Origin of the sequence: Haloplanus vescus, assembly GCF_900107665.1 — an archaeon.
Lineage (GTDB): Archaea > Halobacteriota > Halobacteria > Halobacteriales > Haloferacaceae > Haloplanus > Haloplanus vescus.
Genome location: NZ_FNQT01000001.1, coordinates 194405 through 219759 on the forward strand (window position 1 = coordinate 194405; position 25355 = coordinate 219759).

The following is a 25355-nucleotide window of genomic DNA, read 5'->3' on the forward strand; positions in this document are numbered from 1 at the left end:
ATTTATCAGCGCGCCCCCGCAAGAATGGGTGATGCGTACCCCGACGAATCAGGACTTTTCACGGACCCAGGACGACCTCGACGGGAATGACCGGCCGGTGTTCGGACCGGAAATCGGTGAGTTCACCAACACTGACGAACGCCTCGCCGCCGCGGAAGGCGAGGACAAGGAGATGAAAACCGGCACGACGACCGTCGGCCTCTCGACGGAGAACGGCGTCGTGATGGCGACAGACATGCGCGCCAGCGCCGGTCACATGGTCTCCAGCAAGGACGTCCAGAAGGTCGAACAGATTCACCCGAACGCCGCCCTCACCATCGCGGGGTCGGTGTCGGCCGCCCAGTCGCTCATCCGCCAACTCCGCTCGGAGACGAGTCTCTACGAGACGCGACGCGGCAAGGACATGAGCATGGAAGCGCTCTCGACGCTCACGAGCAACTTCCTCCGCTCCGGTGCCTTCTTCATCGTCTCGCCGCTCCTCGGCGGCGTCGACGAGGACGGCGCTCACGTCTACAGCCTCGACCCCCTCGGCGGCATGATGGAAGAGGACTACGCCGTCTCCGGGTCGGGCAGTCAGTACGCCCTCGGTGTCCTCGAACAGGAATACGACGACGACCTCTCGATGGACGAAGCGAAGTCGGTCGCCGCCCACGCCATCCAGAGCGCCGTCGAGCGCGACCTGGCGTCCGGCAACGGCATCAACGTCGCCGTCGTCACTGACGAGGGCGTCGAGATTACGAAGTACAAAGACTTCGAGTCGCTGCTATAGCCAGTCGGTGAAGTCGCCGTCGAGAAGTGTCTCGGTCTGATTGGCCACGTACGCCCGTTGCATCGCGGGTATTGCGGTTCCGAGCGGCTCACCGTTCTCGACACGTTCTCGAACGTGCTCGCGTTTCCACCCCGCGGGCGTGACCCCTGACTCGACGCGCGCCCGGAGCGGCGCGACGTAGCGTTTCGCGTGTTCAGCGGTGCAGCCGGCGTTTCGAAGCCCTGCCTCCGCGTGCGAGAACAGGTCGTCGTACAGGCGCGCGGTGTCGGTCGTCTCGACGCCGTCGTTGGTAATCCAGCGCTGGTCGCTCGCGAGGCCCTCGCGGGCCGCGTCGTAGAAGTTCTCGCGCGCCACGCGCCAGTCTTGGTCGATGACCGGGTGTTCGTTCTGCGGGAGATTCTCCATCAGGCCGGCGAACGTCGCCATGAACGACATGCTGTCCCGGACCGTCGGTTGGGCGGCGATGGGGCGGAACTCGATGCGGGCGTTCGCCGAGGAGCGGTCGGCGCCGTCGAAGACGGGTCGCACCCACCGCCAGAAGGTGCCGTGTTTGCGCCGGAGCGTCGCGAACTTGTCGTCGAAGCGGTCGCCGCCTTCGACGGGCATCGGGACGACGGTGGGGTCGTTGGCGACGCGGTCGACGGCCTCCTCCACGGTGTCGAGGTCCTCGGGGAAGCGAACCTTCCGTGCCTCCTCGCTGTTCAAGACGGATTCGAAGACGAAGACGCGGTTCTCGGCGCGGGCGTCGGCGACGACGGTTTCGGGGTCGACGCCGGATTCGTAGAGGTCTGGCGGGAAAAACGGCGAGTTGACGCCGAGGGCGAGCAAGGGTCCGGCGACCCGGAGGGCGTAGTTGTGGTAGGTCGGCAGGTCGGAGGCGTGGGGCACCTGATAGTGGGGCTGAATCGACGTGATGAGACTCTCGGGCATCACCGTGTCGGCCTCGAGGTCGACGTGCGGGGCGTCGAGGCGGAACGGCGAGGGCGTGTTCGGCCCGTTGGCCATGGCGTGATACCGCACCGCGTCGGTCATGTTGGTCGCGATGCGGACGCCGTCGTCGGAGATGCTGTCGGTGAGGTACTCCCGCGCCGTCTCGCCGGACGGCGGGATGGTCCACAGGCCGTCGCTCACGAGGCGCATTCCCTCGATTTGGGTCGTTTCGAGCGCCGAGAGAAGGTGTGACCGAACGCCCGCGGCCTGTGCTCTGAGCCCCTCGGCGTTCAGGGGTTGTGGGCTCGTCGTCAGTTCGGCGTTGTGAAGGCCGAGTTCCTTCTCGAAGCGGATGAGCTCGAGGAGGCGGCGAGGGACGCGGACGAGTTCCGACCCCGTCTCGCCGGCCTCCTGCCGCCAGCGCCCATCGGCGACGGCGTAGAACTCGTACTCAAGCCCGACGATTGAACGGTGGTTGTCGAAAGTCCCGTCCCTGAGTTCGTTCTTGACCACTTCGGCGTCGGCGCGCGCCTGCGCTCGGAACTCCGAGACGTCCACGTCGAGTACCGCACGGACCTGTGCCGCCAGGTCGCTGTCCATACCTCCCCCTGCACCACACAGCGTCTTCAATCCGATGCTCCCGCCGAACCCGTCGCTCTTATCCACGCCCCCGACCCATCTCGACGTAATGGAGTTTGCCGACTTCGCCGACCGCGTCGCCACCATCGAGGAGGAGCCGGCCGACCTCGAAATCACGTCGCTCGTGGCGGACCTCTTCGTCGAGGCGGGCGCGGACCTGCCCGTCGTCGCCCGCCTGTTGCTCGGCCGCGTCGTCCCCGCGTGGGAGTCGACGACGCTTGACGTCGGCCCGAGCCTCTGTCACGCGGCACTGGCCCGCGCCGCCGGCCCGAACGTCACGCCAGACGACGTGGCCGACCGCCTCGCCGACGCGGGAGAAATCGGGACCGTCGCCGAATCGCTCGACCTCGACGGACAGCGTGGCTTGGCCGCGTTCGGAGACGCCGGCCCCGACTCGCTGACCGTCGCCGAAGTCGAGACGCAGCTGCGTGACCTCGCGACTGCCGAGGGGTCGGGCAGTCGCGATCACAAGGAGGACCTCCTTTTCGACCTGTTCAACCGGGCGACGCCGCTCGGCGCGCGCTATCTTGCCCGCCTCGTCCTCTCCGAGATGCGAATCGGCGTCGGCGAGGGAACCGTCCGCGACGCCATCGCGTCCGCGTTCGACGTGCCCGTCGACGCCGTCGAACGCGCGCTACAGGTGACCAACGACTACGGCGCTATCGCGGTTCGGGCCCGCGACGAGGGGGAAGCGGGGCTGAACGCCGCGGAACTGGCGGTCGGCCGCCCGGTGCAGGCGATGCTCGCCCAGACAGGGACGGCCGCCGACGCCGTCGAGGCGTGGGGCCAAGTCGCCGTCGAGACCAAGTACGACGGCGCTCGGGTCCAAGTCCACCACGACCCCGCGGGCGAGACGCGTGTATTTTCCCGGAATCTGGAGGACGTGACCGAGGCGCTCCCCGAAATCGTCGAGTTCGCGGACGGCCTCGACGTCCCGGTCATCCTCGACGGTGAAGCGCTTGCCGTCGACGATGCGGGCGACCCACTCCCCTTCCAAGAGGTGCTTCGCCGCTTCCGCCGGAAACACGACGTGGCGCGGATGCGCGAGGCGGTCACCGTCGAGTTCCGGGCGTTCGACTGCCTCCACGCCGACGGGACGGACCTCCTCGACGCGCCGTTGCTCGACCGGCGCGAGCACCTGTCGCGCGTCCTCGACGGCGTCGACGACGAATCGGGTGGTCGGTCGCCGCTCACCCTCGCCGAGGACGTGGACGCCGTCGCCGAACACGAGACGACGGCGCTGGAGGCCGGCCACGAGGGCATCATGCTCAAGAATCCAGAGTCGACGTACACGCCGGGCAAGCGGGGACAGAACTGGCTGAAGCGCAAGCCGGACGTGGAGACGCTGGACCTCGTGGTGACGGGCGCCGAGTGGGGCGAGGGACGACGGGCCAACCACCTCGGTACGTTCATGCTGTCGGTCCGCGTCGAAGACGGCGAGGATGACTTCGCGACCATCGGCAAGGTGGCGACGGGTATCACCGACGAGCGACTGGCCGACCTGACCGAGCGTCTCGAACCCCTCGTTCGCGACCAGGACGGGACCGACGTGACCATCGCTCCCGAGGTGGTCTTCGAAGTCGGCTACGAGGAGATTCAGACCTCGCCGACCTACGAGTCGGGGTACGCGCTTCGCTTCCCGCGATTCGTCGCGGTTCGGGAGGACAAGACGCCGGAAGCGGCGGATTCGTTGGCGCGAGTGGAGCGCCTGACGGAGAAGTGAGACCGAGCCGTTACAGCACGCCCATCTCGTCCAGCCGCGTGGGCAGATATTCGTCGGTGACGAAGTCAAGCCCTCTGGAAGCGAGCGCCTGCTGTTCGGCTTTCTTCCCGATGTCGAGTTGGAGTTCGATTTGCTCCTCCCAGTAGTCGGTCATGAATCGCGGGTCGTCGAGTTCGGATTCGAGGGCGTTCACGTCGGAGTCGGCCAGCGGGTCGGTCGGTAGGTCGTACTCGACGATGTCTTCTGGTTGGATGCCGACGAAATCCGCCTCGGGCGTGGCGAGGTACTCGGAGAGGTGCGCGCTCTTGATGGAACCGTAGGCGACGGAGCCGTAGATGCGGTACGACCACGGGTCGCCGTCTGTGAAGACCACGACGGGCAAGTCGAGTTCGTCGTGGAGGCGCTTCGTGATGCGCCGGGTCGCTCGCGCCGGCTGTCCCTTGAGGTGGACGATGAGGGCGTTGTAGTCGGTGTCGAAGCCGTTCTCGACCAGTCGGTCGCGCATCCCACCCGTCTCGACACAGAGGATGAAGTCGATGTCGTGGTCGAGGAAGTCGATGGTGTCGGGGTTGTTGGGAATCTGGTAGCCGCCCTCGCCAACGTCCTCCTGACAGTGAATCTCGCGCTCGCCGCGGCGGGTCTGCTCGCGCAACTCCAGCGGGCCCATCAGCGTCGCGCCCGACTCCTCGGGGCGCATGTGGAAGTCCTCGCGTGTGACCTCCGAGACGATTTCGAGGTCCTCGACCAACTGGTTGGACTCGTCCTGACTGGAGAAGGCCGCCTCGTCGGCGTCCCACGACTCCGAGAGGTAGTAGAGTTCTCGAAGCGTTGAGGAGCGGCCTTCCTCCAGCTGGCGGGCGAGGAAGTCGATGGTGTAGGTCGCCTTGAGGAGTTTGCGGGCGCCCTGCACCGAGTTGGCAGAGCGAGTCGAGGTGCGGTCGCCGTACACCCACACGCCGCTGTCTTCGTCGTACTCGATGTTGCTTTTCGTCCGCGTGGGGAGTGTCATCTCCGGGACTTCGCCGCTGGCGAACTGGTCGTAAAACTCCGCCGCGAGGTCTATCAACTGCTGTCGGGCGCGTTCGTCTTGTGTGCTCATGCGTTCACCGTGAGTTTCTCGTCTTCGACGCCGTCCACGTCGACGTCGAACGTCGCGTCGCCGCCCACCTCGTAGGTGAGCGTCGCCGTTTCACCCGCCGACACCGACGGGGACCACTGCACGAACCACTCGTCGTCCAAGTCCACCACCGATCCGCCGTCGCTCACCGCCGTCGGTTCGACGCTGACGATATCGGTCACGTCGAGTGTCTCCTTCCGGTCGGAGTGATTCTGGACGGTGAGCGTCACTGTGCCGTCCTCGACGCGTCGTTCGACGATGACGTTGTTCATGATGCGACCGAGGGCACCGTCGATGTTGGGTCGCTCCTGACCGGTCACGGCGGCGAGTTTGTCGGCCATCTGCGGGAGGATGCGGCCGAGGACGTCCTGTTTCTCCCGTCGCTTCTGGAGCGACTGCCGGCGGTTGATGTAGGATTTCATCTCGCGGGCCGCCTCCCGGATGGCGAGTTCGATTTCGTCCTCGATGGCCGGGACGTTCGCCACCGCGTCCTTCGATTCGCTGGTGAAGGGGACGTTCGTCGAAGCGACGTGGACGGTGATGACGGCGGGCCCCGAGGGGAGGCCGCTCCCACCGGGTTGGTCGAGGCCGTAGTTGCGCCAGCCGATGCCTTTCACCACGTCGGTGATGGCACACGCGCCGCGCTGATAGACGAGGGGGACGCGGTTGGCAAAGCGCATCACCTGGACGGAGCCGTTACTCTCCAACTCGCCGCCGTAGGCGATGCCCGCCTCGACGATGAACGGGTCGCCGCCGTGTACCTCGGCGTCCCGCGTCGCTGCCGCGTAGAAGTCGGCGTCGAACTCCTTGCGGAGTCCCGCCTCCACGAGTTCGGCGGTGATGGGCGAGAGACAGTCCGTCGGCGGCGCGAGGATGTCCGTCTCGCGCATCGCCGTGAGGAGGTCCGAGGCGGTGTCCCGGTCGTCGGCGATGTCTTTCACCTTCGGCAGGTCGTCGGGCACCGTCTGCATCACCGACCAGACGGATTCGACGACGTTTTCGCGGGCCGTGTCGCCGAACGTCGCGTCCGTGGCGTCCTCCAGTCGGTCCGCCGAGCGGTCGACGTAGCCCGCGAGGGTGTCGCGGGTCGCGCGGTGTCGCGGGTCCTCCGCGTCGGCGAACTTCTCGGCCAGTCGCTCGGCGATGCCCTGCACCGTCGCGTCGTCTTTCTGCGTGCTGGTCGCGGCGTCGATCCGTTCGTACAGCGACGCCGTCAACCGTTCGTCGTCCGTGAGCGCCGCCCACGCCGACTCGACGGCGTTCTCGCGGACGGTGTCGCCGAACGTCTCGCCGTGTTCCTCGACCACCGCGTCCGCGAGGTTGTCGACGAGTTCGACGAGGTCGTGGTGGGCGAGTCGCTCCCGGTCACCGACCGTCTCGGCGACGCGTGCGGCAAACCACTCTGTCGCCGCCGCGCTCTTGTTGGCGACGGCGTCGGCCACGGCGGCCTCGATATCGTCGGTAGCGTCGGGCGTCGTCCACGCCATCTCTCGCCCGAAGTGGTTGTCGCGGAAGCGGTCGCACACCTTCGTCGCCGTCTTGTTACCGACGCGGGTGAACTCGCCCTGCAGGAACCCGGAGACGGAGTACGACTCCGTCGCTTCGAGCATCTTCAGGAGCGTCCCGAGTTCGACCCCGTGGGGGTGGGGGCGGATTTCCTCCGTCTCAGCGGGCAACTGGTCGGTGCCGCGCTCGAACTTCAGCGGTTCGTCCAGCCCGGGTTCCCGGAGTTCGACGCGGGCGTGGGGGTTGACGACTGCGGTGTGTTTGATGTAGTCGTGGAGCTGGGCACGGGCCCGCATGTTCGCCTCCATCTCCAGTTCGATGCGCGTGCCGTGGGGGCGGTCCCACGACGTAGTCGCCTCGTTTCGAATTTCGGGTTCGTTGGTGTCGGTGTCGACGATGAGTTCGAAGTACTGGGCGTCGGCGCTGCCCTGCGTTCGGCTGGTGATTTTCGCGGGCTTGCCGGAGGTGAGCTGGGAGTAGAGGACGGCGGCAGAGATACCGATACCCTGCTGGCCGCGGCTCTGCTCGCGGGCGTGGAAGCGAGAGCCGTAGAGGAGTTTCCCGAACACGCGCGGAATCTGCTCTTTGGTGATGCCCGGTCCGTTGTCCTCGACGACGAGTTTGTAGTAGTCGCCCGCCTCGGTGATTTCGACGTAGATGTCGGGTGCGATGCCGGCTTCCTCCGTCGCGTCGAGGGCGTTGTCCACCGCCTCCTTGACGGCGGTGACGAGCCCTCGGGCCCCGGAGTCGAAGCCGAGCATGTGCTTGTTCTTCTCGAAGAACTCGGCGATGGAGATGGCCCGCTGGTTCTCGGCCAGCTCCTCGGCGATTCCCCCATCTTCGCCGAGTGTCGACTGGAACGATGTCATCCGTGGGTGGTCTACCGCTACGACGTTTAAAAGGTCACCGCCAGCGCGGCGAAAGTGAAATTCTCGGTGCGCGCGCCGTGCGCGCTGGACGCCGAGGCGCGGCGGAGTCCGGGGCATCCAGTCGGCCCACAGACGAACACCGAAGTCGGCTTGTCGATATCCGACCGGAAATTCCGATAACGGAAACAGTATCTCGCAACGCGCGCACGCGTGCGAGTATTTAAGGGGCGTCACCGTCTACGCCGAGTAAGTTCTATGGCTGACGAACAAGAGTACGGAGCCGGGCAGATACAGGTACTGGAGGGGCTCCAGGCGGTCCGGAAGCGCCCGGCGATGTACATCGGGTCGACCGATTCGAGGGGGTTACACCACCTCGTCTACGAGGTCGTCGACAACGCTATCGACGAGGCGCTTGCGGGCTACTGTGACGCCATCCAAGTGACCGTTCACGACGACGAGTCCGTGAGCGTCACAGACAACGGCCGCGGCATCCCCGTCGACATTCACGAACAGTACGACCGACCCGCGGTGGAGGTCATCATGACCGTCCTCCACGCCGGCGGGAAGTTCGACAACAAGTCCTATCAGGTGTCCGGTGGGCTTCACGGCGTCGGCGTCAGCGTCGTCAACGCCCTCTCGAAGCGCCTCTCCGTCGAAATCAAACGCGACGGCGGCGTCTGGACCCACGAGTTCGAACGCGGCGAACCCGTCGAAGGGGCGTTCGAACGCGTCCGTGACATCGAGGACGAGGAGGAGACTGGGACGCAGATTCGCTTCTGGCCCGACAACGACATCTTCGAACACACCGACTTCTCGTTCGACACGCTGTCGACGCGCCTGCGCGAACTCGCCTTCCTCAACTCAGGGGTCGAAATCGGCCTCGCGGACGAACGCGACGACGAATCCGTCTCCTTCCGCTACGAGGGCGGGATTCGCGAGTTCGTGGAGTACCTCAACGAGACGAAGACAGCCCTCCACGAGGACGTCATCTACTTCGAGGCCGAGGAACAGGACATCTCCGTCGAGGTGGCGATGCAGGGCACCGACGAGCTCCAGGGCTCGATCCACGCCTTCGCCAACAACATCAACACGCGCGAGGGCGGCACCCACCTCACCGGCTTCAAGACGGCGCTGACACGCGTCGTCAACGACTACGCCACCGACAACGGTCTGCTCAACGACCTCGACGGCACCCTCAAGGGCGAGGACGTGCGCGAGGGACTGACGGCCGTCATCTCGGTGAAACACCCCGACCCGCAGTTCGAGGGGCAGACGAAGACCAAACTCGGCAACAGCGAGGTTCGGGGTATCGTCGAGAGCGCCGTCCACGCCGAACTGGGCACGTTCTTCGAGGAGAACCCCAACACGGCCCAGGCCATCGTCGGCAAGGCCGTCGAGGCGGCGCAGGCCCGCCAAGCGGCCAAGAAAGCCGAGGAACTCACCCGTCGCAAGAGCGCGCTCGAATCGACGGCGCTCCCCGGCAAACTCGCGGACTGTCAGTCGAAAGACCCGACCAAGTCCGAACTGTTCGTCGTCGAGGGCGACTCGGCGGGCGGCAGTGCGAAGCAAGGTCGTGACCGGGAGTTCCAGGCTATCCTCCCCCTGAAGGGGAAGATTCTGAACGTCGAGAAACACCGCCTCGACCGGATTCTGGAGAACGACGAGATTCGCGCGCTCATCACCGCCATCGGTACCGGCATCGGCGAGGAGTTCGACATTGAGGAAGCGCGCTACCAGCGCATCATCCTCATGACCGACGCCGACGTGGACGGCGCACACATCCGCACGCTCCTGTTGACGCTTCTCTACCGTCACATGAAGCCCCTGCTGGAGCGAGGGTACGTCTACGCCGCCCAACCCCCGCTCTATCGGGTTCGGTACCGCGGCGAGACGTACGACGCCATGAGCGAGGAAGAGCGCGACCGTATCATCGAGGAGCAGTGCAACGGCAACCCGGACCAAGTCCAGCGGTTCAAGGGACTCGGCGAGATGAACCCCGACCAGCTCTGGCAAACGACGATGAAACCCGAGAACCGGATTCTCAAGCAGATTACGCTGGAGGACGCGGCGGCCGCCGACAAGATGTTCTCCATCCTGATGGGCGACGCCGTCGAACCGCGGAAACAGTTCATCAAAGAGCACGCCGGTGACGCGGAGTGGGTCGACATATGAGCTCTGACGCAGACGACGACGGCGAGACGCGTGCCCCCGCGGCCCGCGTCGACACCGCGCGCATCGAACAGGAGATGGAGCAGTCCTACATCGACTACGCCATGTCCGTCATCGCGGGCCGGGCACTCCCCGACGCCCGCGACGGCCTCAAACCCGTCCACCGGCGCATCCTCTACGCGATGCACGAGGCGGGCGTCACCTCGCGGGCCTCCCATCGGAAGTCCTCCTCCGTCGTCGGCGAGACGATGGGTGACTTCCACCCACACGGCGACAGCGCCATCTACGACGCCCTCGCGCGGATGGCACAGGGCTTCTCGATGCGGGCACCACTTGTCGACGGTCAGGGCAACTTCGGCTCCATCGACGGCGACCCGCCCGCGGCCATGCGTTACACCGAGGCGCGGATGTCGCCCATCGCCGAGGAGTTGCTGGCCGACATCGAGAAAGACACCGTCGACTTCTCCTCGAACTACGACGGCCGCAAGCAGGAACCGGACGTGTTGCCCGCGGCGTTCCCCAACCTACTCGTCAACGGATCCTCGGGCATCGCTGTCGGGATGTCGACGAACGTCCCGCCGCACAACCTCGGCGAGGTAATCGACGCGACGATTCACCTCATCGACAATCCCGACTGCACCGTCGAGGACCTGATGGACCACGTCGTCGCCCCCGACTTCCCGACCGGCGCGAACATCGTCGGCCGCAACGCGGTCCACAAGGCGTACAAGACGGGTCGCGGCCGCCTGCGCGTCCGCGCCGAGATAGAGACGAACGAGGACCGCATCGTCGTCACGGAACTGCCCTATCAGGCGAACAAGGCGCGTCTCATCGAGCGCATCGCCGACGACGTGAACGAGGGGAAACTCGACGGCGTGCGCGACCTGCGGGACGAGTCCGACCGCGACGGTATCCGCATCGTCATCGAACTCAAGCGCGGCGCGAACCCCGACGTGGTCGAGAACCAGCTGCTCGAATCCCACCTCGAAACCACGTTCGGCGTCATCAACCTCGCCCTCGTTGACGGCCAGCCGAAAGTGCTCGACCTCAAGGAGACGCTTTCGGTCTACCTCGACCACCGGCGCGAGGTCGTGCGCCGCCGGAGCGAGTACGACCTCGCCGAGGCCGAGGACCGCGCGCACATCCTCGAAGGCCGACTGAAGGCGCTGGAGAACGCCGACGAGGTTGTCGAGGTCATCCGCGACGCCGAGGACCGCGACGCCGCGAAAACGGCGCTGAAAGCCGCGTTCGACTTCTCGGACGACCAAGTCAACCACATCGTCGCGATGCAGCTCGGGAGCCTCACGTCGATGGAGACGGCGGCCATCGAGGAGGAGTACGAGGAGGTGCAGGCGCGCATCGACCGCCTGACCGAGATTCTGGAGAACGAGTCCGAACTCCTCGGCGTCATCAAAGACGAACTCCGCGACATCAAAGAGGAGTACGCCGACGAGCGTCGCACCCGCATCATCGAGGACACGGGCGAGGTGACCGACGAGGACCTCATCCCGCAGGAGGACACCCTCGTCGTCGTCAGCGAGGACGACTACATCAAGCGCATGTCACTCTCGACCTTCCGCGCCCAGAACCGGGGCGGGAAAGGCATCATCGGCGCCGACCTCAAGGAGGGTGACCGCGTCTCTTCGGTGTTCCTCGCCAACACCCACGACTACCTGCTCTGTTTCACCAACCAGGGGCAGGTGTACAAGCTCAAGACCTACCAGGTGCCGGAGATGAGCCGGACCGCCCGCGGCAAGTCGGCGGTGAACCTCCTCGACTTGGACGACGAGGAGGAGATAGAGGCCGTCGTCGACTGCGAGAATCTGGAGGAGGGCGCCGGGCGCTATCTCACCATGGCGACCCAGAGCGGCCGCGTGAAACGCACCGCCGTCGAGGAGTTCGGCAACATCCTCTCGACGGGGATTCGCGCCATCCGCCTCGAAGAGGGCGACGAACTCGTCGACGTGGAGCTGACCGACGGTGACCGCGACCTCGTCGTCGCCACTGCCGACGGGATGAGCATCCGCTTCGACGAGTCGGAGGTGCGGCCGATGGGCCGTGACGCCCGCGGCGTCGGCGGCATCAAGTTGGAAGGCTCGGACCGCGTCGTCGGCCTCGCCGGCGTCGACACCGACGACCACAACTGGGTGCTGACCGTCACCGACAACGGCTACGGCAAGCGGACACCGGTCGACGACTACCGCCAGCAGTCCCGCTACGGCAAGGGCCTCATCGACATCAAGACCAACGACCGCAACGGGTCGGCGTGTGCCATCGACGCCGTCGCGCCCGGCGACCACCTCGTCGCGATGAGCGAGGACGGCCAGATTATGCGCACGCCGGTCGAAGACGTCTCGACCGTCGGCCGCAACACGATGGGCGTCATCGTGATGGAGTTAGAGGACGGCGACTCGGTGGCGTCGGTGGCCGTGATTCCGGCCGACCGAGGCGACACCGACGACGACGAGTCCTAACTACAAGATTCGTTTTCCGAGTGCGCTCGCGGCGAGGCCGACCGCCATCTCGGCGGTCCGATTGCGTTCGTCGAGAATCGGATTCACTTCTACGAGGTCGAGCGACCGCACCGTCGCCGCGTCGGCGACGCGTTCGAGCGCCGCGTGGGCCTCGCGGTAGGTGGCGCCGCCCCGGACTGGCGTCCCGACACCGGGCGCTTCGCTCGGGTCGAGCCAATCCAAATCGAAGCTGACGTGGACGCCGTCCGCGCCGCCGACCGTCTCGATGGCCTCGTCGACGACGCTCGTGACGCCGCGACGGTCGATGTCGTGCATGGAGTAGGTGGTGACGCCGTGGTCGCGAATCGCCTCCCGTTCGCCGGAATCGAGGTCACGGACGCCGACGAGGGCGACGTTCTCCGGCTCGATACCGGCGTCGGCCCACGTCGATTCGAACTCCCCGAGCCCGAGTGCCGCGGCAAGCGCCATCCCGTGGACGTTGCCGCTCGGCGTCGTCGCCGGCGTGTTCAGGTCGCCGTGGGCGTCGAACCAGAGGACGCCCACGTCGGCGTCGCGTGCCGTTCCGACGACGCTGCCGGTGGCGACGGAGTGGTCGCCGCCGAGGACGAGTGGCGTCTGGCCGGCGGTGAGCGATTCGCTCACTGCGTCGGCAAGGCGGGTACAGACCGTCTCGACGGCGCCGAGATACTTCGCGTCGGCACGGGCGGGGTCGTCCGTCCACGCTCGCGGGACCGAGCGGTCGCCGCTATCGGTGACGTCGAGGCCGAGGTCGGCCAGCGTCGCGGCGAGGTCGGCGTACCGAATCGCCGCGGGGCCCATGTTCACGCCGCGGCGGTTCGCGCCGTAGTCCGTCGGTGCGCCGACGATGCGGACGGAGTGCATGCTCGTCGGTTCGACGCCGGGCGGGAAAAGCGTGGTCGCGCTCTGCGTTACCGCTTACTCAGCCTTCTCCGTTACTTGTACTGCGCACACACTCGCGCGACGCCCTCCTCGAACCCCACGTCTGGCTCCCAGCCAGTCGCCTCGCGAAGTTTCGAGGCGTCGGCCATCGTGTCGTGGACGTACACCGGGAGCGGGTTCTCGACGTATTCGGGGTCGATGTCCGTCCCGAGTTCGTCGTTTATCATCTCGACCATCGTGTTGAAGGTGTAGCTCTCGCCAGTGCCGACGTTGTAGATGCCGTCGAGTTCGTGGTCGGCGGCGAGTTCGATGGCCCGGGCCACGTCGTCGACGTGGGTGAAGTCACGGGTCTGTGTGCCGTCGCCGAAGAGGACGGGCGACTCGCCGTTCGCGATTTTGTCAGCGAACTGGGCGATGGTGTTCGCGTACTCGCCTTTGTGTTCCTCGGCGCCGCCGTAGCCCTGATAGACCGAGAAAAAGCGCAGCCCGGCGAGGGTCATGTCGTAGTGGTTGCCGAAGTACTCCCCGTAGTTCTCGCGGGCGAGTTTCGAGGCTTCGTAGCAGGTGCGGGCTTCCACGTCCATGTCCTCGGGCGACGGGTCGGTCCGCGAGCCGTAGATAGAGGAGGTCGAGGCGTAGACGACGGTGTCACAGCCGTCGTCGCGGGCCTGTTCGACCGTGTTGACGAACCCTTCGACGTTGACGCGCGTCGCCTCGCGTTTGTTCTCCTCGACCATCGTGTACGAAGAGTACGCAGCGAGGTGAAAGACCACGTCGACGTCGGTCGGTAAGTCATCGTCGAGGACGCTCCTGTTCACGAACTCCACGTCGTCCGAGAGGTTCTCGGGCGTGCCGAGGTGGCAGTCGTCGAGCGCGATTACCTCGTTGTCAGCGGCCAGACGATTCGCCAGATTCGAGCCGATGAAGCCCGCCCCGCCAGTGACGAGGACACGCTTGCCTTCCATGCATCGGGCCACGATAGGCGGATGCAAAGCCGTATCGCTTTCACGTTGACACCTCGCATAGAACCTGATGTTCCACATCCATCGAATTTAATAACGCTAGTGACTAACCGTGAACTATGTCATCAATCGAACTAACGTCGAGTCAGAAGACGATCCTGACTGCTCTTATCAATCTCCATCGCGAAACTGAGGACGCGGTGAAGGGGGAGGACATCGCGGAGGAAGTCGACCGCAACCCCGGGACGATTCGCAATCAGATGCAGAGTCTGAAGGCGCTGCAGCTCGTCGAGGGGGTACCGGGGCCGAAGGGAGGATACAAGCCGACGGCAAACGCCTACGAAGCGCTCGACGTGGACCAGATGGACGAACCGGCCGCCGTGCCGCTGCTCCACAACGGCGAACCGGTCGACACCGCGAACGTCGGCGAAATCGACCTCTCGTCGGTCCATCACCCCGACCTGTGCCGCGCGGAGATTCACGTTCAGGGGTCGGTCCGCGAGTTCCACGAGGGCGACAGCGTTCGCGTCGGCCCGACGCCGCTCTCGAAACTCGTCATCGACGGCACCGTCGACGGCAAGGACGACACCGACAACGTGCTCATCCTCCGCATCGACGACATGCGCGCGCCCGCCGGCGAACCGGACCACTAGGCGCTCTCTGCCCGTTCGACTCTCTGTTTCTGCACTCTCGAGGATAGTTGCTCGATACGAACAGCCCGGACTACATGTCGGGCCAGGCGCTGATGGCCCGCCCCACGGAAGAGACGTCCGCAATCCAGCGAGCGGCGACGAGCTTTTTCAGCGTCTCGGCGCCGATACCGCCGAAAGTGTTGATGGGGAGAGCGTCGACGCCGTGTGCGACGGCCTCGTCGCCGACGGAGACGAGCGTCCCCTTGTCGTCGTGGGTCCACGTCCGGAGTGACTCTCCGCGAACGGCGCGAGCGAGGTTCTCGCCGGCGACTTCCGCCGCCTGCCACGCCGCCTGTGCCGTCGGCGGCGCCACCTCGTCCGGTCCTTGGTCGATGAGGGCGGTGTCGCCGATGGCGAAGACTCTCTCGTCGCTCGTCTGGAAGTCGCGGTCGGCGTAGACACGATGGCTCCGGTCGTCCTTGTCGACGTCTGCGTCCGCGAGTTCGTCCTGTCCCGTGATGCCGCCGGTCCAGAGGAACACGTCGTAGTCGAGTTCGGTCGGGTCCTCCTCCTCGCCGCCGCCGACGTAGATGGTGTCGTCGTCGACGCTGGAGACGAACTCACCGCACATAATCTCGACGTCGGCCGCTTCGAGGCGCTTGCGGAGCGCACCCTGGAGTTCGGTGTCCATTCCCGGCAGCACTTCGTCCAGCCCTTCGACGAGCGTCACGTCGATGGGTGCGCGGTGTTCGTCGCGGTAAGCGGCGATTTCACCGGCCGACTGGATGCCCGAGAGGCCGGCGCCGCCGACGACGACCTGTGCGGGATCGGAGCGAGTGGCGTCGGCCGCGGCGTCGGCCACGTCGCTGTGAATCTGTCGGGCGTCGTCGAGGCTCTTGAGCGTGTGCGCGTGCGTCTCAAGCCCTTCGATGCCGTAAAACGCCGTCTGACTCCCGAGCGCCACGAGGAGGTAGTCGTAGTCGACGGGGTCGCCGTCCTCGCAGCGGACGGTCTGTTCGTCGACGTCGACGCCCGTAACACGGCCCTGTCGGAACGTCGTCTCCGGCGACTTGATGTCCTCGACCGGGATGGTGATTTTCGAGGCGACGCTCGTGTCGCGTATGACACGGTGGGACTCGTGGAGGACGAGATGGTAATCGTGTTCGGATATCCACGTCAGTTCGGCACTCCCGTCGTTCGCCTTCTGAAACTGTTTTACTGCACCGGCACCTGCGTAACCAGCTCCGAGAACAACGACTTGAGTAGTCATACCACACGGTCGTCGATGGATCGTTATAGACGTGTTGCATCAGCCGCGAGAGCGCCTCAAACGCCCGTTTGTCGATAATGGGTGTCGACGTACGTCGATTAGTTACGACAATTGGTTACATCGAGAGGTCGGCGTGCCAACTGTTGGCTCCCTCGGCGTCCCGTCGCTCGTCCATCCGGTGGAGCAACGCCGCGGCGAGACTCCCCACCTCGACGGCGCGTCCCTCGCCCTCAGTGCGGAACTCGCCGGTGGTGCGGTTCGCGAAGACGGTACAGACCGCGCCCGCCCGGCGTCCGTAGACGTTCGCGAGCGTGAGAATCGAACTCGCCTCCATCTCGACGTTTTTCACGTTCACGTCGCGGAGTTCGTCGAGGAGCGACTCGGTGCCCGCGGCCTCGAACCCGTCGACGCCGGGGCGGGCTTGGCCCGCGTAGAAGCTGTCGGTGCTCATCGTCACGCCGCAGTGGTAGTCGTAGCCGAGGCGTTCGGCGGCGGCGACGAGTGCCGAGACGACGGCGTGGTCGGCGACGGCGGGGTAGTCGCTGCGGACGTACTCCTCGCTTGTCCCCTCGCCTCTGACGGCGCCGGTGGTGATGACCAAGTCACCCACGTCGATATCGGGTTGGATGGCCCCGCACGACCCGACGCGGATGAACGTCTCCGTGCCGACGCGGGCGAGTTCCTCGACGGCAATGGCCGCCGACGGACTCCCGATGCCCGTCGAGGTGACCGAGACGGGCGCACCCTCGTACCGACCCGTCGCCGTGCGATACTCGCGGTGTTCGGCGACGACCGACGACTCCGCCCAGCGCTCGGTGGTGACGTCGACACGCTCCGGGTCGCCGGGGAGCAAGACGGTGTCGGCGACTTCGCCCGGGGCGACTTCGAGGTGGTACTGTCGGTCCGCCGCGTCGTCGGACATAGGTCGCCCTACAGCGGGGACCGTGAAATATCGCCCGTCTATCGGTACTCCGCCGCCACCCAACTGCAGGCCGAACAGGTGTGAATCCCGTGGACGTTCAGCACGTCGCTCTCACAGGTCGGACACGCCACACAGGGGGGAGACGCCGCCGTGGATTGGAACGGGAATGTCATCGACGGGTAGAAAATATTATCGAATCAACAAAAATTTTGCTGCCGTCCGCTCCATCTATATGGTGGTATTGAGCGCTGGCAATCCGTTATTCGTCCGTTCGACGCGCCGCGTCGAGCGTCTCCGGTCCCATGGTGTTGGGTAACAGTTCACCAAGCGTGTACTCTGTCGTCTCGTCGCCCTCGTCACAGACGATGGGAAGGTCGTCGTCACAGAACTCCGCGAGCGTCTGCCGGCACATGCCACAGGGGGTGATGCCGTCGCGAGCGCCGGAGGTGACGGCGAGGCGGTCGAACGTTCGGTGGCCGCGCTTGACCGCCTCCGCGATGGCGACTTCTTCGGCGTGGAGGCTGTTGCTGAAGTTGGCGTTCTCGATGTTACAGCCGGTGAAGACGGTGCCGTCGGCGGTGCGGAGCGCGGCGCCGACCGTGTACTCGGAGTACGGCACGTACGCGGCGTCGAGCGCCGCTCTGGCGCGTTCGATGAGGTCGTCGGTCACGCTCGGGGCCTACGGCCCATCGGGTCATATAGTTCCGCCCGACGCCGTGACCCGAGGGGCTTTTGGTCGCTCCCGTTCCAGACGTAGTATGGCACTCTCGCAGGACACACCCAACCGGCGGCGGGCACTCCTCGCGGTGACACCGTTCCTGTTGCTCGGCCTCGCAGACGTGCTCCTCTTGCTGGTTTGGGGTATCGAGCCACTCTGGGCGTTCGCCATCCTGCCGCCTATCCTCTTCAGTACGGTGCTGGCGTGGCTCGCGTTCAGCACCGACTTCCTCGACGACCGGACTTAGCGCCCGGTATCGTACTTGTAGGTCGCGCTGTCGGGGTCGATGCCGAAATCTTCTGCGTCCTCGACTTGGTCGTCCGTCTCGTCGTGCGGTGACGCGTTCTTGAACATCTCGCGGAACCGGTCCGGCATAGCGAATTCGTCGACGCCGACGCTCGTCGCGACGGCGTCCGGTTGGACTGTCTCTCGCTTGGTCGCCAAGCGCTCACGAATCTTCGCCGGGAGCGCGCTGGATTCGACCGGTTCGAAGCCGAACTGGCCCAGATACTCCGGCTGGTCGGTCAGCGAGTACACTGTCTCGAACTCCTCGGCGCGCGCGGTGTCGACCAGTCGTTCGACGACGTGTGCGCCGACGCCCTGCCCGCGCCACGCGGGGAGGACGCCGATGCCGGTGAGTTCGCAGTAGTCGCCTTCGTCGGTCTTGTGGACGCGAATCCGACCGAAGCCTGCCCGGTCGTTCGACTCCTCATCGACTGCGATGACGTAGTCCCGGGACCGGAAGGCGGCGTCGTCCAGCGCCATCTCCTCGATGTGGTCGAGCAACCAGGCCTCGTCTCGGTTCTTGGCGTCCCGGACGTACATGCACCGACGTAGAGAACGCGGCGTGAAAAGGATTTGCGGGCCCTCGTCGTCGGCGTGTCGCCGCCGGCCGACGACACGCCAGCCTCCCGCTCAGTACGGGAGGAAGTACAGACCGAGCGCGAACACCGGCAACAGCACGAACATCACGATGATGGTGTAGCCCAGGATGTCGCGCGCTCGAATCTTCGTCAGCCCGAGGAGTGGAATCGCCCAGAACGGCTGGAACATGTTCGTCCACATGTCGCCAACGCCGTAGGCGACGATGGCCTTCCCCGGCGGGACGCCGAGTTCGACGGCTGCGCTCCCGACGACGCCGCCGATGATACCCCACTCGCCCCCACCGCTCGGGACGAACAGGTTCATGACACCACCGAGGAGCCACGCGACGACCGGGAACGTCTGCGGCGTCGCCACCGCGAGCAGCCCCTCCGCTATCAGGTCGGACAGCCCCGAATTACTGATGATGCCGAGAATGCCCGCGTAGAAGGGGAACTGCAGGATGATGCCCGCAGCGCCCTCCGTGGCGTCGCGAATCGTCTCCATGTACGCCGCGGGCGTCTTGTGCAAGAACAGGCCCAGCGCGATGAACGTGAAGTTGAACACGTTGAGGTCGAGGGCTTCGCCGATGCCGCCAGCGGTGACGAAGTACTGGATGACGTACACCATCATGCCGGTGCCGATGAGGTACGCGATGGCTCGGCTGTCGTTGATGCGGTCGGCGGGCGACCGAGACACCTCGGCCTGCGTCGCGCGCGTGTTGTCGTCGTCGATTGCCTCGTCCATCGACTCGCCTTTGAGCAGGCTGGGTGCGTACTCGTCGATGCCCGTCGCGTCCTCCTCCTCCGGCGCGAGGAAGGCGAGGACGGGAATCACCGTCAGGAACACGAGGACGGCGATGCCGAACGCGTAGACGGTGAAGACGCTCTCGTTCAGCGGGACGATGCCGATGGTGTCGACGAAGGGATGGCCCTCCGTCGCGGAGAGCAGTCCGGCGCTCGTCGACGGCCCGACGTGCCAGATGGTCTGACTCGTGTAACCGGCCGCACACAGAATCGGGTAGTGGAACGTCTTCCCACGTTCGTGGCCCGCCCGCGCCACGAAGATGGCGAAGATGGCCCCGACGATGAGGCCGATGCCCCAGTGGAAGTACCCGAACAGGAGCGAGACGGCAGCGACCAGCGCCGCCGCCTGCGTGTTCGTGTCTGGCACCGATGCGAGACGGTTTAGATAGCTACTCACGAAGTCGGAGTCGGCGACGGCGTACCCCGTGACCAGAATCAGCACCATCTGCATCGCGAAGGTCAGGAGGCTCCAGAACCCGTCGTACCAGTTCTGGATGTTCTGATACGGTCCGTCCGGCGTGAACACTATCGCGGCTACGTACGCGATGAGCGTCAGAATGACGGCGAACAGGAACGGACTCGGAACCCAGCGTTCCGACCAGTCCGCCATCGTCCGCCCGAACGATTGGACTCGCTCTCTGGCTGACATACCTGTTCACACACCACATCATTATCCGTCATAAACCTATGCCCGGTTCGAGGTTAACGAGACGCCTCAGGCGCCGAACGAAATATCAGAAAGATTAACTGTAGCGACCGGGTCGTCGGCGACGACCACGTCCGCGTCCGCGTCGCCGACGACGACTGTCCCGCCGGCGACGAGTGGGGCGACGACGCCGGCGACGACTGCCCGCGGGTCGGCAAGCGACGCCCGCAGCGCCACCGCCGTCTCGGCATCGATGCCCGCTCGCTCGACGACGCGATTCGCCGCCGTCAGGACGTCGCGGTGCGTGAGCGACGCTCCATCGTCCGCCAGCACGGCTTCGTCCGCCGACCGCTCGCCCGGCGGGGCGACGGGGTTCTCGCTCCAGACGACGCGCTCCCAGTACGTCACGCTCGGGTCGTCGGGTGCGTCGCCGTAGACGACGCGCTTTCGACTGGGCCGGTCGGCCACCGCCTCGTCGACGGGCGTGAGGACGACGCGAGCCTCGGCGTCGGTGTCGAAGGTCACGCACGCGCCGAGACACGCGGCGCCGAACAGCGTCGTCAACACGGGGAGCGACGCGTCGGGCGCGAGTGCGACCCGCGACCCCGCGTGGACGCCGAGGTGGCTGAGGGCGTGGCCTGCCTTCCACGCCGTCGTACAGAAGTCGCTGTAGCTGTCGGGCCGCCCGTCGAGACGAAGCGCTGTGCGGTCGGACCGGCGCTCGCGGCCGACCACGTCGCCGAGGACGCGCATCTAGAAGCTGCTCTTGATGCGCTCGAAGAAACCCTCGTTCACGTCGACTTCCTCGCCGCCAGCTTCGGCGAACTGCTCGAGGGCCTCGCGCTGTTCGGCGTTCAGGCTGTCGGGCGTCACGACCTGCACCTGCACGTAGAGGTCGCCGCGGCCGCGGCGGCGGAGTCGCGGCATGCCCTTGTCCTTGAGTCGGAAGGTTTCGCCGCTCTGGGTTCCCGCGGGCACGTCCATCTCGACGGTGCCGTCGAGCGTCGACACCTCGACGGTGTCGCCAAAGGTCGCCTGCGGAAACGAGATAGGGTACTGGTGGTGGAGGTCGTCGCCCTCGCGGTCGAAGTCCGGGTGGTCGGCGACCGACACCTCGATGAGGAGGTCGCCGTTCGGGCCGCCGTTCGGCCCGGGCGCGCCCTCTCGCTCCATGCGGAGTGACTGTCCGTCGCGGATGCCGGCGGGGATGTCGACCGAGAGCGTCGACTCCTCGCGCACCTGCCCGTCGCCGCCACAGGTCGAACACGTCTCGCTGTAGAGGGTACCCTCGCCGCCACACCGGCGACACGCGCTCGTCTGTTGCACCCGTCCGAGCGGCGTCTGCTGAACCTGCGTGACCTGCCCCTGCCCGTCGCAGTTGGGACACGTCTCGGCGTCGGCGTCGGGCGGGTGGCCGGCGCCGTCACAGTCGTCACACCGCGTCGGTCGCGTGACGCTGAACTCGCGTTCGACCCCCTCGAACGCCTCCTCCAGGTCCAGCTGGAGCGACGTGCGGAGGTCCTGTCCCTGTCGGGGTCGGTTACGGTTGCCGCCGCCGGCGCCGCCGCCGAAGAACTGTTCGAAGATGTCGCCGAAGCCACCGCCGCCCCCGCCGCCGAAGGGGTTGCCACGGGCGCCGCCGCCGGCACCACCGGCGCCGTCGAAGCCGCCGCGCTTCTCGGCCTGTTCGAACCGCTCGTGGCCCATCTGGTCGTACGCCTGCCGTTTCTCCTCGTCCGTGAGGACCTCCTTCGCCTTCTTGGCCTTCTTGAACTTCTCCTCGGCGTTGGGGTCGTCGCTCACGTCGGGGTGGTATTCGGAGGCTTTCTCGCGATACGCCTGCTGGATTTCGTCCTCGTCGGCGTCACGAGACACCCCGAGTACGTCGTAAAAGTCCTCTGTCATTTGTGTGGATTACTGTCGCGACCTATTTGAAAAACGCGGCTCGGCGTCGCTAGGCGTCGTCTTCGTCGTCTTTCTCTTCGAAGTCGGCGTCGACGTACTCCTCGCCGCCGGCATCGGGACCGCCGGCGCCGCCGGGGCCGGCACCGCCCATACCGCCCATGCCGCCGGCACCGGCGCCTGCGCCGGCACCGCCCGCACCGGCCTGGGCTTGCTGGGCCTGGTCCTGGTACATCTGCTTGCCGATTTCCTGGAGTTCCTCGGAGAGGGCCTCGGTGGCCGACTGAATCTCCTCGGTGTCGGCGTCGTCGTCTTCGAGGACTTCCTCAACGTCGGCGATAGCGTCCTCGATGGTCGCGACGAGGTCCTCGTCGACTTCCTCTTCGTTCTCTTCGAGGAGCGTCTCGGCGCGCTGGATGGCGCTCTCGGCCTCGTTGCGGGCCTCGATGCGCTCGCGGCGCTCTTGGTCCTCCTCGGCGTGTTTCTCGGCTTCCTCCTGCATCTGCTCGATTTCGTCGTCCGAGAGGCCGGCGCCGCCCTCGATGGTGATGGACTCGGCGTTGCCGGAGCCCTTGTCCTCGGCTTCGACGTTGACGATGCCGTTCTCGTCGATGTTGAACGAGACTTCGATCTGGGGCGTTCCGGCGGGCGCGGGCGGGATGCCCGTCAGCTGGAACTCACCGAGCAGTTCGTTCTCCTCGGCGATTTCGCGCTCGCCCTGGAAGACGCGCACCTGCACCGAGGTCTGGTTGTCCGCGGCGGTGGTGAAGACCTTCGACTCCTCGGTCGGGATGGTGGTGTTCTTGTCGATGAGGCGCTCGAACAGGCCACCCTTGACCTCGATACCGAGCGAGAGCGGCGTCACGTCCAGCAGGACGATGTCGTCGACTTCGCCGCCGAGGACGCCACCCTGAATCGCCGCGCCGAGCGCGACGGCCTCGTCCGGGTTGACGTTCTTCTTCGGCTCCTTGCCGACGAGCTCTTCGACCTTCTCCTGGACCTGCGGCATCCGCGTCGACCCGCCGACGAGGATGACCTCGTCGATGTCGCCTTTCGAGTAGCCCGCGTCGGAGAGGGCCTGTTCGGTCGGCTCGACGGTCCGCTCCAGCAGGTCACTCGTCAGCGACTCGAACTTCGCGCGGGTGAGCGACGTTTCGAGGTGGATGGGGCCGCTGTCGGTCGCCGTGATGAACGGCAGGTTGATCTCCGTCTCCTTTCGGCTGCTCAGTTCGACCTTGGCTTCCTCGGCGGCGTCTTTCAGCCGCTGGAGCGCCTGTCGGTCCTCGCGGAGGTCGACGCCGTGGTCGCTCTCGAACTCCTCGGCGAGGTGGTCGATGATCGCCTGGTCCCAGTCGTCGCCGCCGAGGTCGTTGTCCCCGTTCGTGGCGACGACTTCGTAGACGCCGCCCCCGAGGTCGAGGACCGACACGTCGAACGTGCCGCCCCCGAGGTCGAAGACGAGGACGGTCTGGTCGGACTCGTCGTCGAGGCCGTAGGCCATCGAGGCCGCGGTCGGCTCGTTGACGATGCGTTCGACCTCGAAGCCGGCGATTTCGCCGGCGTCTTTCGTCGCCTGACGCTGGCGGTCGTTGAAGTACGCCGGGACGGTGATGACGGCCTTCTCCACGTCGTCGCCGAGGTATTCCTCGGCGTCCCGCTTGATTTTCTGGAGGATCATCGCCGAAATCTGCTCCGGCGTGTAATCCTCGTCGTCGATGTCGACGGTGTAGTCGTCCTCACCCATGTGGCGCTTGATGGACTGAATCGTGCGCTCGGGGTTCTGGACGGCCTGGTTTTTCGCCGGTTTACCGACGAGACGCTCGTCGTCGTCGGTGAACGCGACGACCGAGGGCGTTGTTCGGTCGCCCTCGCCGTTAACGATAATCTCCGGGTCGCCGCCCTCCATCACCGCGAACGCGCTGTTCGTGGTCCCGAGGTCGATTCCCAGAATTTTGTTACTCGCCATCTTGTCCATTGATACCGGCTTTTGTCGGTTAAAGGTTACTAGACCGGGTGAGTCCCCAGTCCCCACCACCCCGCTCACGTCTCCCGATTAGGAATCGTGCGAACGGCTCACATCATATACGTTTATATAGAACTGCAATTCGGCTCGGGGCGTGGTCGCTATTCGCCCTCGCTCACCGTCACCTGCGCCTCTTGGATGACTTTCCCCGCCATCTCGTACCCGGGACGGTAGACGTCGGCGACGGTGCCCTCGGGGTGGTCGCTCTCGACGCGCATCATCACCTGATGGCGCGTCGGGTCGACTTCCTCGCCCGGCGCCGGCTGAATCGGCGTCACGTTCTCCTCTTCGAGGACGCGGTCGAACGTCTCCAGCGTCGACTCGACGCCGTCGCGGATGTCGACGCCCTCGTCTTGGTCTAAGGCGCGCACCAAGTCGTCGCGGACCGGCACGAGGCGGGTGACGAAGTCTTCGGTCGCCCGCTCTTTGATTTCCGCTTCGCGCTCCTTGGCGCGTTTCTTGTAGTTCTGGAAGTCGGCCTGCGTGCGCTTCAGCTTGGATTCCATGTCGTCGGCGCGCGCTTCGGCCTCGGACAGGTCGGATTCGAGCGTCTCGACGCGCGCTTCGAGGTCCGCGACTGCCGAGCCGAGCTCCGCGTCGTACTCCGCGACCCGGTCGGCGAGGTCGGCCGTCTCGTCGTCCGCTTCGTCGTCGGCCGCCATCTCGTCGGCCGTCTCCTCGGTCATGCACGAGTGAAACGCCTCGCCTCGCTTAAGGCTTGCAGAACGCGGTCACTGATACATTCCGAGGGGGCGGGCCTTCGAACTCTCCTCCTCGGCGCTCTGCATCTGCTTGGCCAGTCGGCGCTTGGTCTGTCGTATCTCTTGGGCGCGCTCCGTGAGCTCCTGCACCGGGACCGAGATGTCGAGCAGGGGTTCGATGCCGGCCTCCAGCAGATGCGCCGACGCCTGCGGGTCCGGGAACCGCTGGCTGGCCTCGACGACGAGGCCGAGCGCGGGGGTGTCCGTCTCGATGGCGTGACTCAACAGCGCCCCCGTCGGCCCCGACACCAGTCCGGCTTCCTCGGGCGGAGACACGTCGACGGCGTCCAGTCGGTCGCTCGCGCCGCCCGTGCTGACACCGTACAGCGCGGGCGTCTCGCCGTCTTCACGCTCGCGGCCGATGCCGCTGAGATAGACGGGCAACACGTCGTCGGCGACGGTCCACTCGCCCAGACACTCGGCGAACTCGAGCGCCGCGGGCGGGGCGACCGGCACGTCGCTGCGGAGGGCGAGCAGGTCCTTCTCCGGGTCGGCATACAGCCGGACCGGCGGCGACAGGTTGCGGTCGCCCTCCTCGTACATCGCTACCGGCGGCAGGCTGTCGCAGGTGACGTTCGCGTAGTGACACATGTCGAACGTCTCGACGAGGTGGTCGGTCGCGAGCTTGCCGACGAGTCCGACCCCCGGCAGCCCTTCGACGAGCGTCGGCTCGTCGAGCGACACGTCGTCTCTGAGGACGTCGATGTTGCTCATACGGCCGCGTCACGTCGGCGCACCTAAAGAAGCGGTGCCTAT

General features: G+C 66.0%; 21 protein-coding genes. 6 read left to right on the top strand and 15 right to left on the bottom strand.

The features are described from left to right. The first annotated feature begins 31 nt into the window (after positions 1-31). A complete protein-coding gene (gene psmB, locus BLU18_RS01065; protein WP_092630132.1) occupies positions 32-769 on the top strand; it encodes an archaeal proteasome endopeptidase complex subunit beta in 738 nt (245 codons plus the stop codon). On the opposite strand, the gene BLU18_RS01070 is transcribed toward psmB, so the two are convergent. Then, positions 764-2299, bottom strand: coding sequence for a glutamate-cysteine ligase family protein (locus BLU18_RS01070; protein WP_092630136.1), 1536 nt, complete (start codon positions 2297-2299; stop codon positions 764-766). The genes psmB and BLU18_RS01070 overlap by 6 nt on opposite strands. Before the next feature lie 88 nt (positions 2300-2387). Between BLU18_RS01070 and ligA the strand changes: the two genes are divergently transcribed. Next, on the top strand, positions 2388-4061 hold the full coding sequence (ligA, locus tag BLU18_RS01075) for an ATP-dependent DNA ligase LigA (RefSeq protein WP_092630139.1): 1674 nt from the start codon (positions 2388-2390) through the stop codon (positions 4059-4061). 10 nt (positions 4062-4071) lie between these two features. Here the strand turns inward: ligA and BLU18_RS01080 are convergent, their stop codons facing one another. Both BLU18_RS01080 and BLU18_RS01085 read right to left on the bottom strand, forming a co-directional pair. Then, positions 4072-5160 (bottom strand): DNA topoisomerase IV subunit A, encoded by a 1089-nt coding sequence (locus BLU18_RS01080; protein ID WP_092630142.1) that lies wholly within the window; start codon positions 5158-5160, stop codon positions 4072-4074. Next, a complete protein-coding gene (locus BLU18_RS01085) occupies positions 5157-7553 on the bottom strand; it encodes a DNA topoisomerase VI subunit B (protein ID WP_092630145.1) in 2397 nt (798 codons plus the stop codon). Before BLU18_RS01085 ends, BLU18_RS01080 begins: the two co-directional genes overlap by 4 nt. Positions 7554-7808: 255 nt before the next feature. On the opposite strand from BLU18_RS01085, the gene gyrB reads away from it, so the two are divergent. Both gyrB and gyrA read left to right on the top strand, forming a co-directional pair. Continuing rightward, positions 7809-9725: a DNA topoisomerase (ATP-hydrolyzing) subunit B gene (gene gyrB / locus BLU18_RS01090; RefSeq protein WP_092630148.1), complete on the top strand. Its 1917-nt coding sequence runs from the start codon at positions 7809-7811 to the stop codon at positions 9723-9725. After that, positions 9722-12196 carry a DNA gyrase subunit A gene (gene gyrA, locus BLU18_RS01095; protein WP_092630151.1) on the top strand — a complete coding sequence of 825 codons (2475 nt, stop codon included), beginning with the start codon at positions 9722-9724 and terminating at the stop codon, positions 12194-12196. The genes gyrB and gyrA overlap by 4 nt, the downstream gene beginning before the upstream one ends. Here the strand turns inward: gyrA and rocF are convergent, their stop codons facing one another. Then, the gene (rocF, locus tag BLU18_RS01100; protein WP_092630154.1) at positions 12197-13078 is read right to left on the bottom strand and encodes an arginase; all 882 of its coding nucleotides are present in this window, start codon (positions 13076-13078) and stop codon (positions 12197-12199) included. It lies immediately after the preceding gene. Positions 13079-13149: 71 nt separating this feature from the next. Continuing rightward, a complete protein-coding gene (locus tag BLU18_RS01105) occupies positions 13150-14061 on the bottom strand; it encodes an NAD-dependent epimerase/dehydratase family protein (protein WP_092630157.1) in 912 nt (303 codons plus the stop codon). 116 nt (positions 14062-14177) lie between these two features. On the opposite strand from BLU18_RS01105, the gene BLU18_RS01110 reads away from it, so the two are divergent. Continuing rightward, positions 14178-14711, top strand: coding sequence for an Rrf2 family transcriptional regulator (locus BLU18_RS01110; RefSeq protein WP_092630160.1), 534 nt, complete (start codon positions 14178-14180; stop codon positions 14709-14711). A 70-nt stretch (positions 14712-14781) separates the two neighbouring features. Here the strand turns inward: BLU18_RS01110 and BLU18_RS01115 are convergent, their stop codons facing one another. The 3 genes from BLU18_RS01115 to cdd all read right to left on the bottom strand — a co-directional run bounded on the left by BLU18_RS01115 (position 14782) and on the right by cdd (position 17552). Continuing rightward, positions 14782-15960, bottom strand: a complete 1179-nt coding sequence (locus BLU18_RS01115) for an NAD(P)/FAD-dependent oxidoreductase (protein ID WP_092630164.1) — start codon at positions 15958-15960, stop codon at positions 14782-14784. Positions 15961-16075: 115 nt separating this feature from the next. After that, positions 16076-16882, bottom strand: a complete 807-nt coding sequence (locus BLU18_RS01120) for a nucleoside phosphorylase (RefSeq protein WP_092630167.1) — start codon at positions 16880-16882, stop codon at positions 16076-16078. Between the two features lie 259 nt (positions 16883-17141). Further along, positions 17142-17552, bottom strand: a complete 411-nt coding sequence (cdd, locus tag BLU18_RS01125; protein ID WP_092630170.1) for a cytidine deaminase — start codon at positions 17550-17552, stop codon at positions 17142-17144. An 88-nt stretch (positions 17553-17640) separates the two neighbouring features. On the opposite strand from cdd, the gene BLU18_RS01130 reads away from it, so the two are divergent. Then, positions 17641-17847 (top strand): DUF8142 family protein, encoded by a 207-nt coding sequence (locus BLU18_RS01130; RefSeq protein ID WP_092630175.1) that lies wholly within the window; start codon positions 17641-17643, stop codon positions 17845-17847. On the opposite strand, the gene BLU18_RS01135 is transcribed toward BLU18_RS01130, so the two are convergent. The 7 genes from BLU18_RS01135 to BLU18_RS01165 all read right to left on the bottom strand — a co-directional run bounded on the left by BLU18_RS01135 (position 17844) and on the right by BLU18_RS01165 (position 25313). Then, complete coding sequence (locus BLU18_RS01135) at positions 17844-18425, bottom strand: GNAT family N-acetyltransferase (protein ID WP_092630179.1); 582 nt, start codon at positions 18423-18425, stop codon at positions 17844-17846. The genes BLU18_RS01130 and BLU18_RS01135 overlap by 4 nt on opposite strands. Positions 18426-18515: 90 nt before the next feature. Next, positions 18516-19916 carry a short-chain fatty acid transporter gene (locus BLU18_RS01140; RefSeq protein ID WP_092630183.1) on the bottom strand — a complete coding sequence of 467 codons (1401 nt, stop codon included), beginning with the start codon at positions 19914-19916 and terminating at the stop codon, positions 18516-18518. 66 nt (positions 19917-19982) lie between these two features. Next, the gene (locus tag BLU18_RS01145) at positions 19983-20666 is read right to left on the bottom strand and encodes an acyl-CoA synthetase family protein (RefSeq protein ID WP_092630186.1); all 684 of its coding nucleotides are present in this window, start codon (positions 20664-20666) and stop codon (positions 19983-19985) included. Next, complete coding sequence (dnaJ, locus tag BLU18_RS01150; protein WP_092630189.1) at positions 20667-21818, bottom strand: molecular chaperone DnaJ; 1152 nt, start codon at positions 21816-21818, stop codon at positions 20667-20669. Between the two features lie 49 nt (positions 21819-21867). Continuing rightward, positions 21868-23781 carry a molecular chaperone DnaK gene (dnaK, locus tag BLU18_RS01155; RefSeq protein WP_092633553.1) on the bottom strand — a complete coding sequence of 638 codons (1914 nt, stop codon included), beginning with the start codon at positions 23779-23781 and terminating at the stop codon, positions 21868-21870. 158 nt (positions 23782-23939) lie between these two features. After that, positions 23940-24524 carry a nucleotide exchange factor GrpE gene (locus tag BLU18_RS01160; RefSeq protein WP_092630192.1) on the bottom strand — a complete coding sequence of 195 codons (585 nt, stop codon included), beginning with the start codon at positions 24522-24524 and terminating at the stop codon, positions 23940-23942. Between the two features lie 45 nt (positions 24525-24569). Next, positions 24570-25313, bottom strand: coding sequence for a proteasome assembly chaperone family protein (locus BLU18_RS01165; RefSeq protein WP_092630195.1), 744 nt, complete (start codon positions 25311-25313; stop codon positions 24570-24572). Between the last annotated feature and the right edge of the window lie 42 nt (positions 25314-25355).

Excerpts from the sequence above, each read along its gene's own strand:
- BLU18_RS01120 (WP_092630167.1), bottom strand. The coding sequence starts at position 16,882 with ATGTCCGACGACGCGGCGGACCGACAGTACCACCTCGAAGTCGCCCCG.
- rocF (WP_092630154.1), bottom strand. The coding sequence starts at position 13,078 with ATGCACTCCGTCCGCATCGTCGGCGCACCGACGGACTACGGCGCGAAC.
- BLU18_RS01110 (WP_092630160.1), top strand. The coding sequence starts at position 14,178 with ATGTCATCAATCGAACTAACGTCGAGTCAGAAGACGATCCTGACTGCT.
- ligA (WP_092630139.1), top strand. The coding sequence starts at position 2,388 with ATGGAGTTTGCCGACTTCGCCGACCGCGTCGCCACCATCGAGGAGGAG.
- psmB (WP_092630132.1), top strand. The coding sequence starts at position 32 with ATGCGTACCCCGACGAATCAGGACTTTTCACGGACCCAGGACGACCTC.
- BLU18_RS01115 (WP_092630164.1), bottom strand. The coding sequence starts at position 15,960 with ATGACTACTCAAGTCGTTGTTCTCGGAGCTGGTTACGCAGGTGCCGGT.
- BLU18_RS01070 (WP_092630136.1), bottom strand. The coding sequence starts at position 2,299 with ATGGACAGCGACCTGGCGGCACAGGTCCGTGCGGTACTCGACGTGGAC.
- BLU18_RS01140 (WP_092630183.1), bottom strand. The coding sequence starts at position 19,916 with ATGTCAGCCAGAGAGCGAGTCCAATCGTTCGGGCGGACGATGGCGGAC.
- BLU18_RS01105 (WP_092630157.1), bottom strand. The coding sequence starts at position 14,061 with ATGGAAGGCAAGCGTGTCCTCGTCACTGGCGGGGCGGGCTTCATCGGC.
- gyrA (WP_092630151.1), top strand. The coding sequence starts at position 9,722 with ATGAGCTCTGACGCAGACGACGACGGCGAGACGCGTGCCCCCGCGGCC.
- gyrB (WP_092630148.1), top strand. The coding sequence starts at position 7,809 with ATGGCTGACGAACAAGAGTACGGAGCCGGGCAGATACAGGTACTGGAG.
- BLU18_RS01165 (WP_092630195.1), bottom strand. The coding sequence starts at position 25,313 with ATGAGCAACATCGACGTCCTCAGAGACGACGTGTCGCTCGACGAGCCG.
- dnaK (WP_092633553.1), bottom strand. The coding sequence starts at position 23,781 with ATGGCGAGTAACAAAATTCTGGGAATCGACCTCGGGACCACGAACAGC.
- BLU18_RS01160 (WP_092630192.1), bottom strand. The coding sequence starts at position 24,524 with ATGACCGAGGAGACGGCCGACGAGATGGCGGCCGACGACGAAGCGGAC.
- BLU18_RS01130 (WP_092630175.1), top strand. The coding sequence starts at position 17,641 with ATGGCACTCTCGCAGGACACACCCAACCGGCGGCGGGCACTCCTCGCG.
- BLU18_RS01135 (WP_092630179.1), bottom strand. The coding sequence starts at position 18,425 with ATGTACGTCCGGGACGCCAAGAACCGAGACGAGGCCTGGTTGCTCGAC.
- dnaJ (WP_092630189.1), bottom strand. The coding sequence starts at position 21,818 with ATGACAGAGGACTTTTACGACGTACTCGGGGTGTCTCGTGACGCCGAC.
- BLU18_RS01080 (WP_092630142.1), bottom strand. The coding sequence starts at position 5,160 with ATGAGCACACAAGACGAACGCGCCCGACAGCAGTTGATAGACCTCGCG.
- BLU18_RS01145 (WP_092630186.1), bottom strand. The coding sequence starts at position 20,666 with ATGCGCGTCCTCGGCGACGTGGTCGGCCGCGAGCGCCGGTCCGACCGC.
- BLU18_RS01085 (WP_092630145.1), bottom strand. The coding sequence starts at position 7,553 with ATGACATCGTTCCAGTCGACACTCGGCGAAGATGGGGGAATCGCCGAG.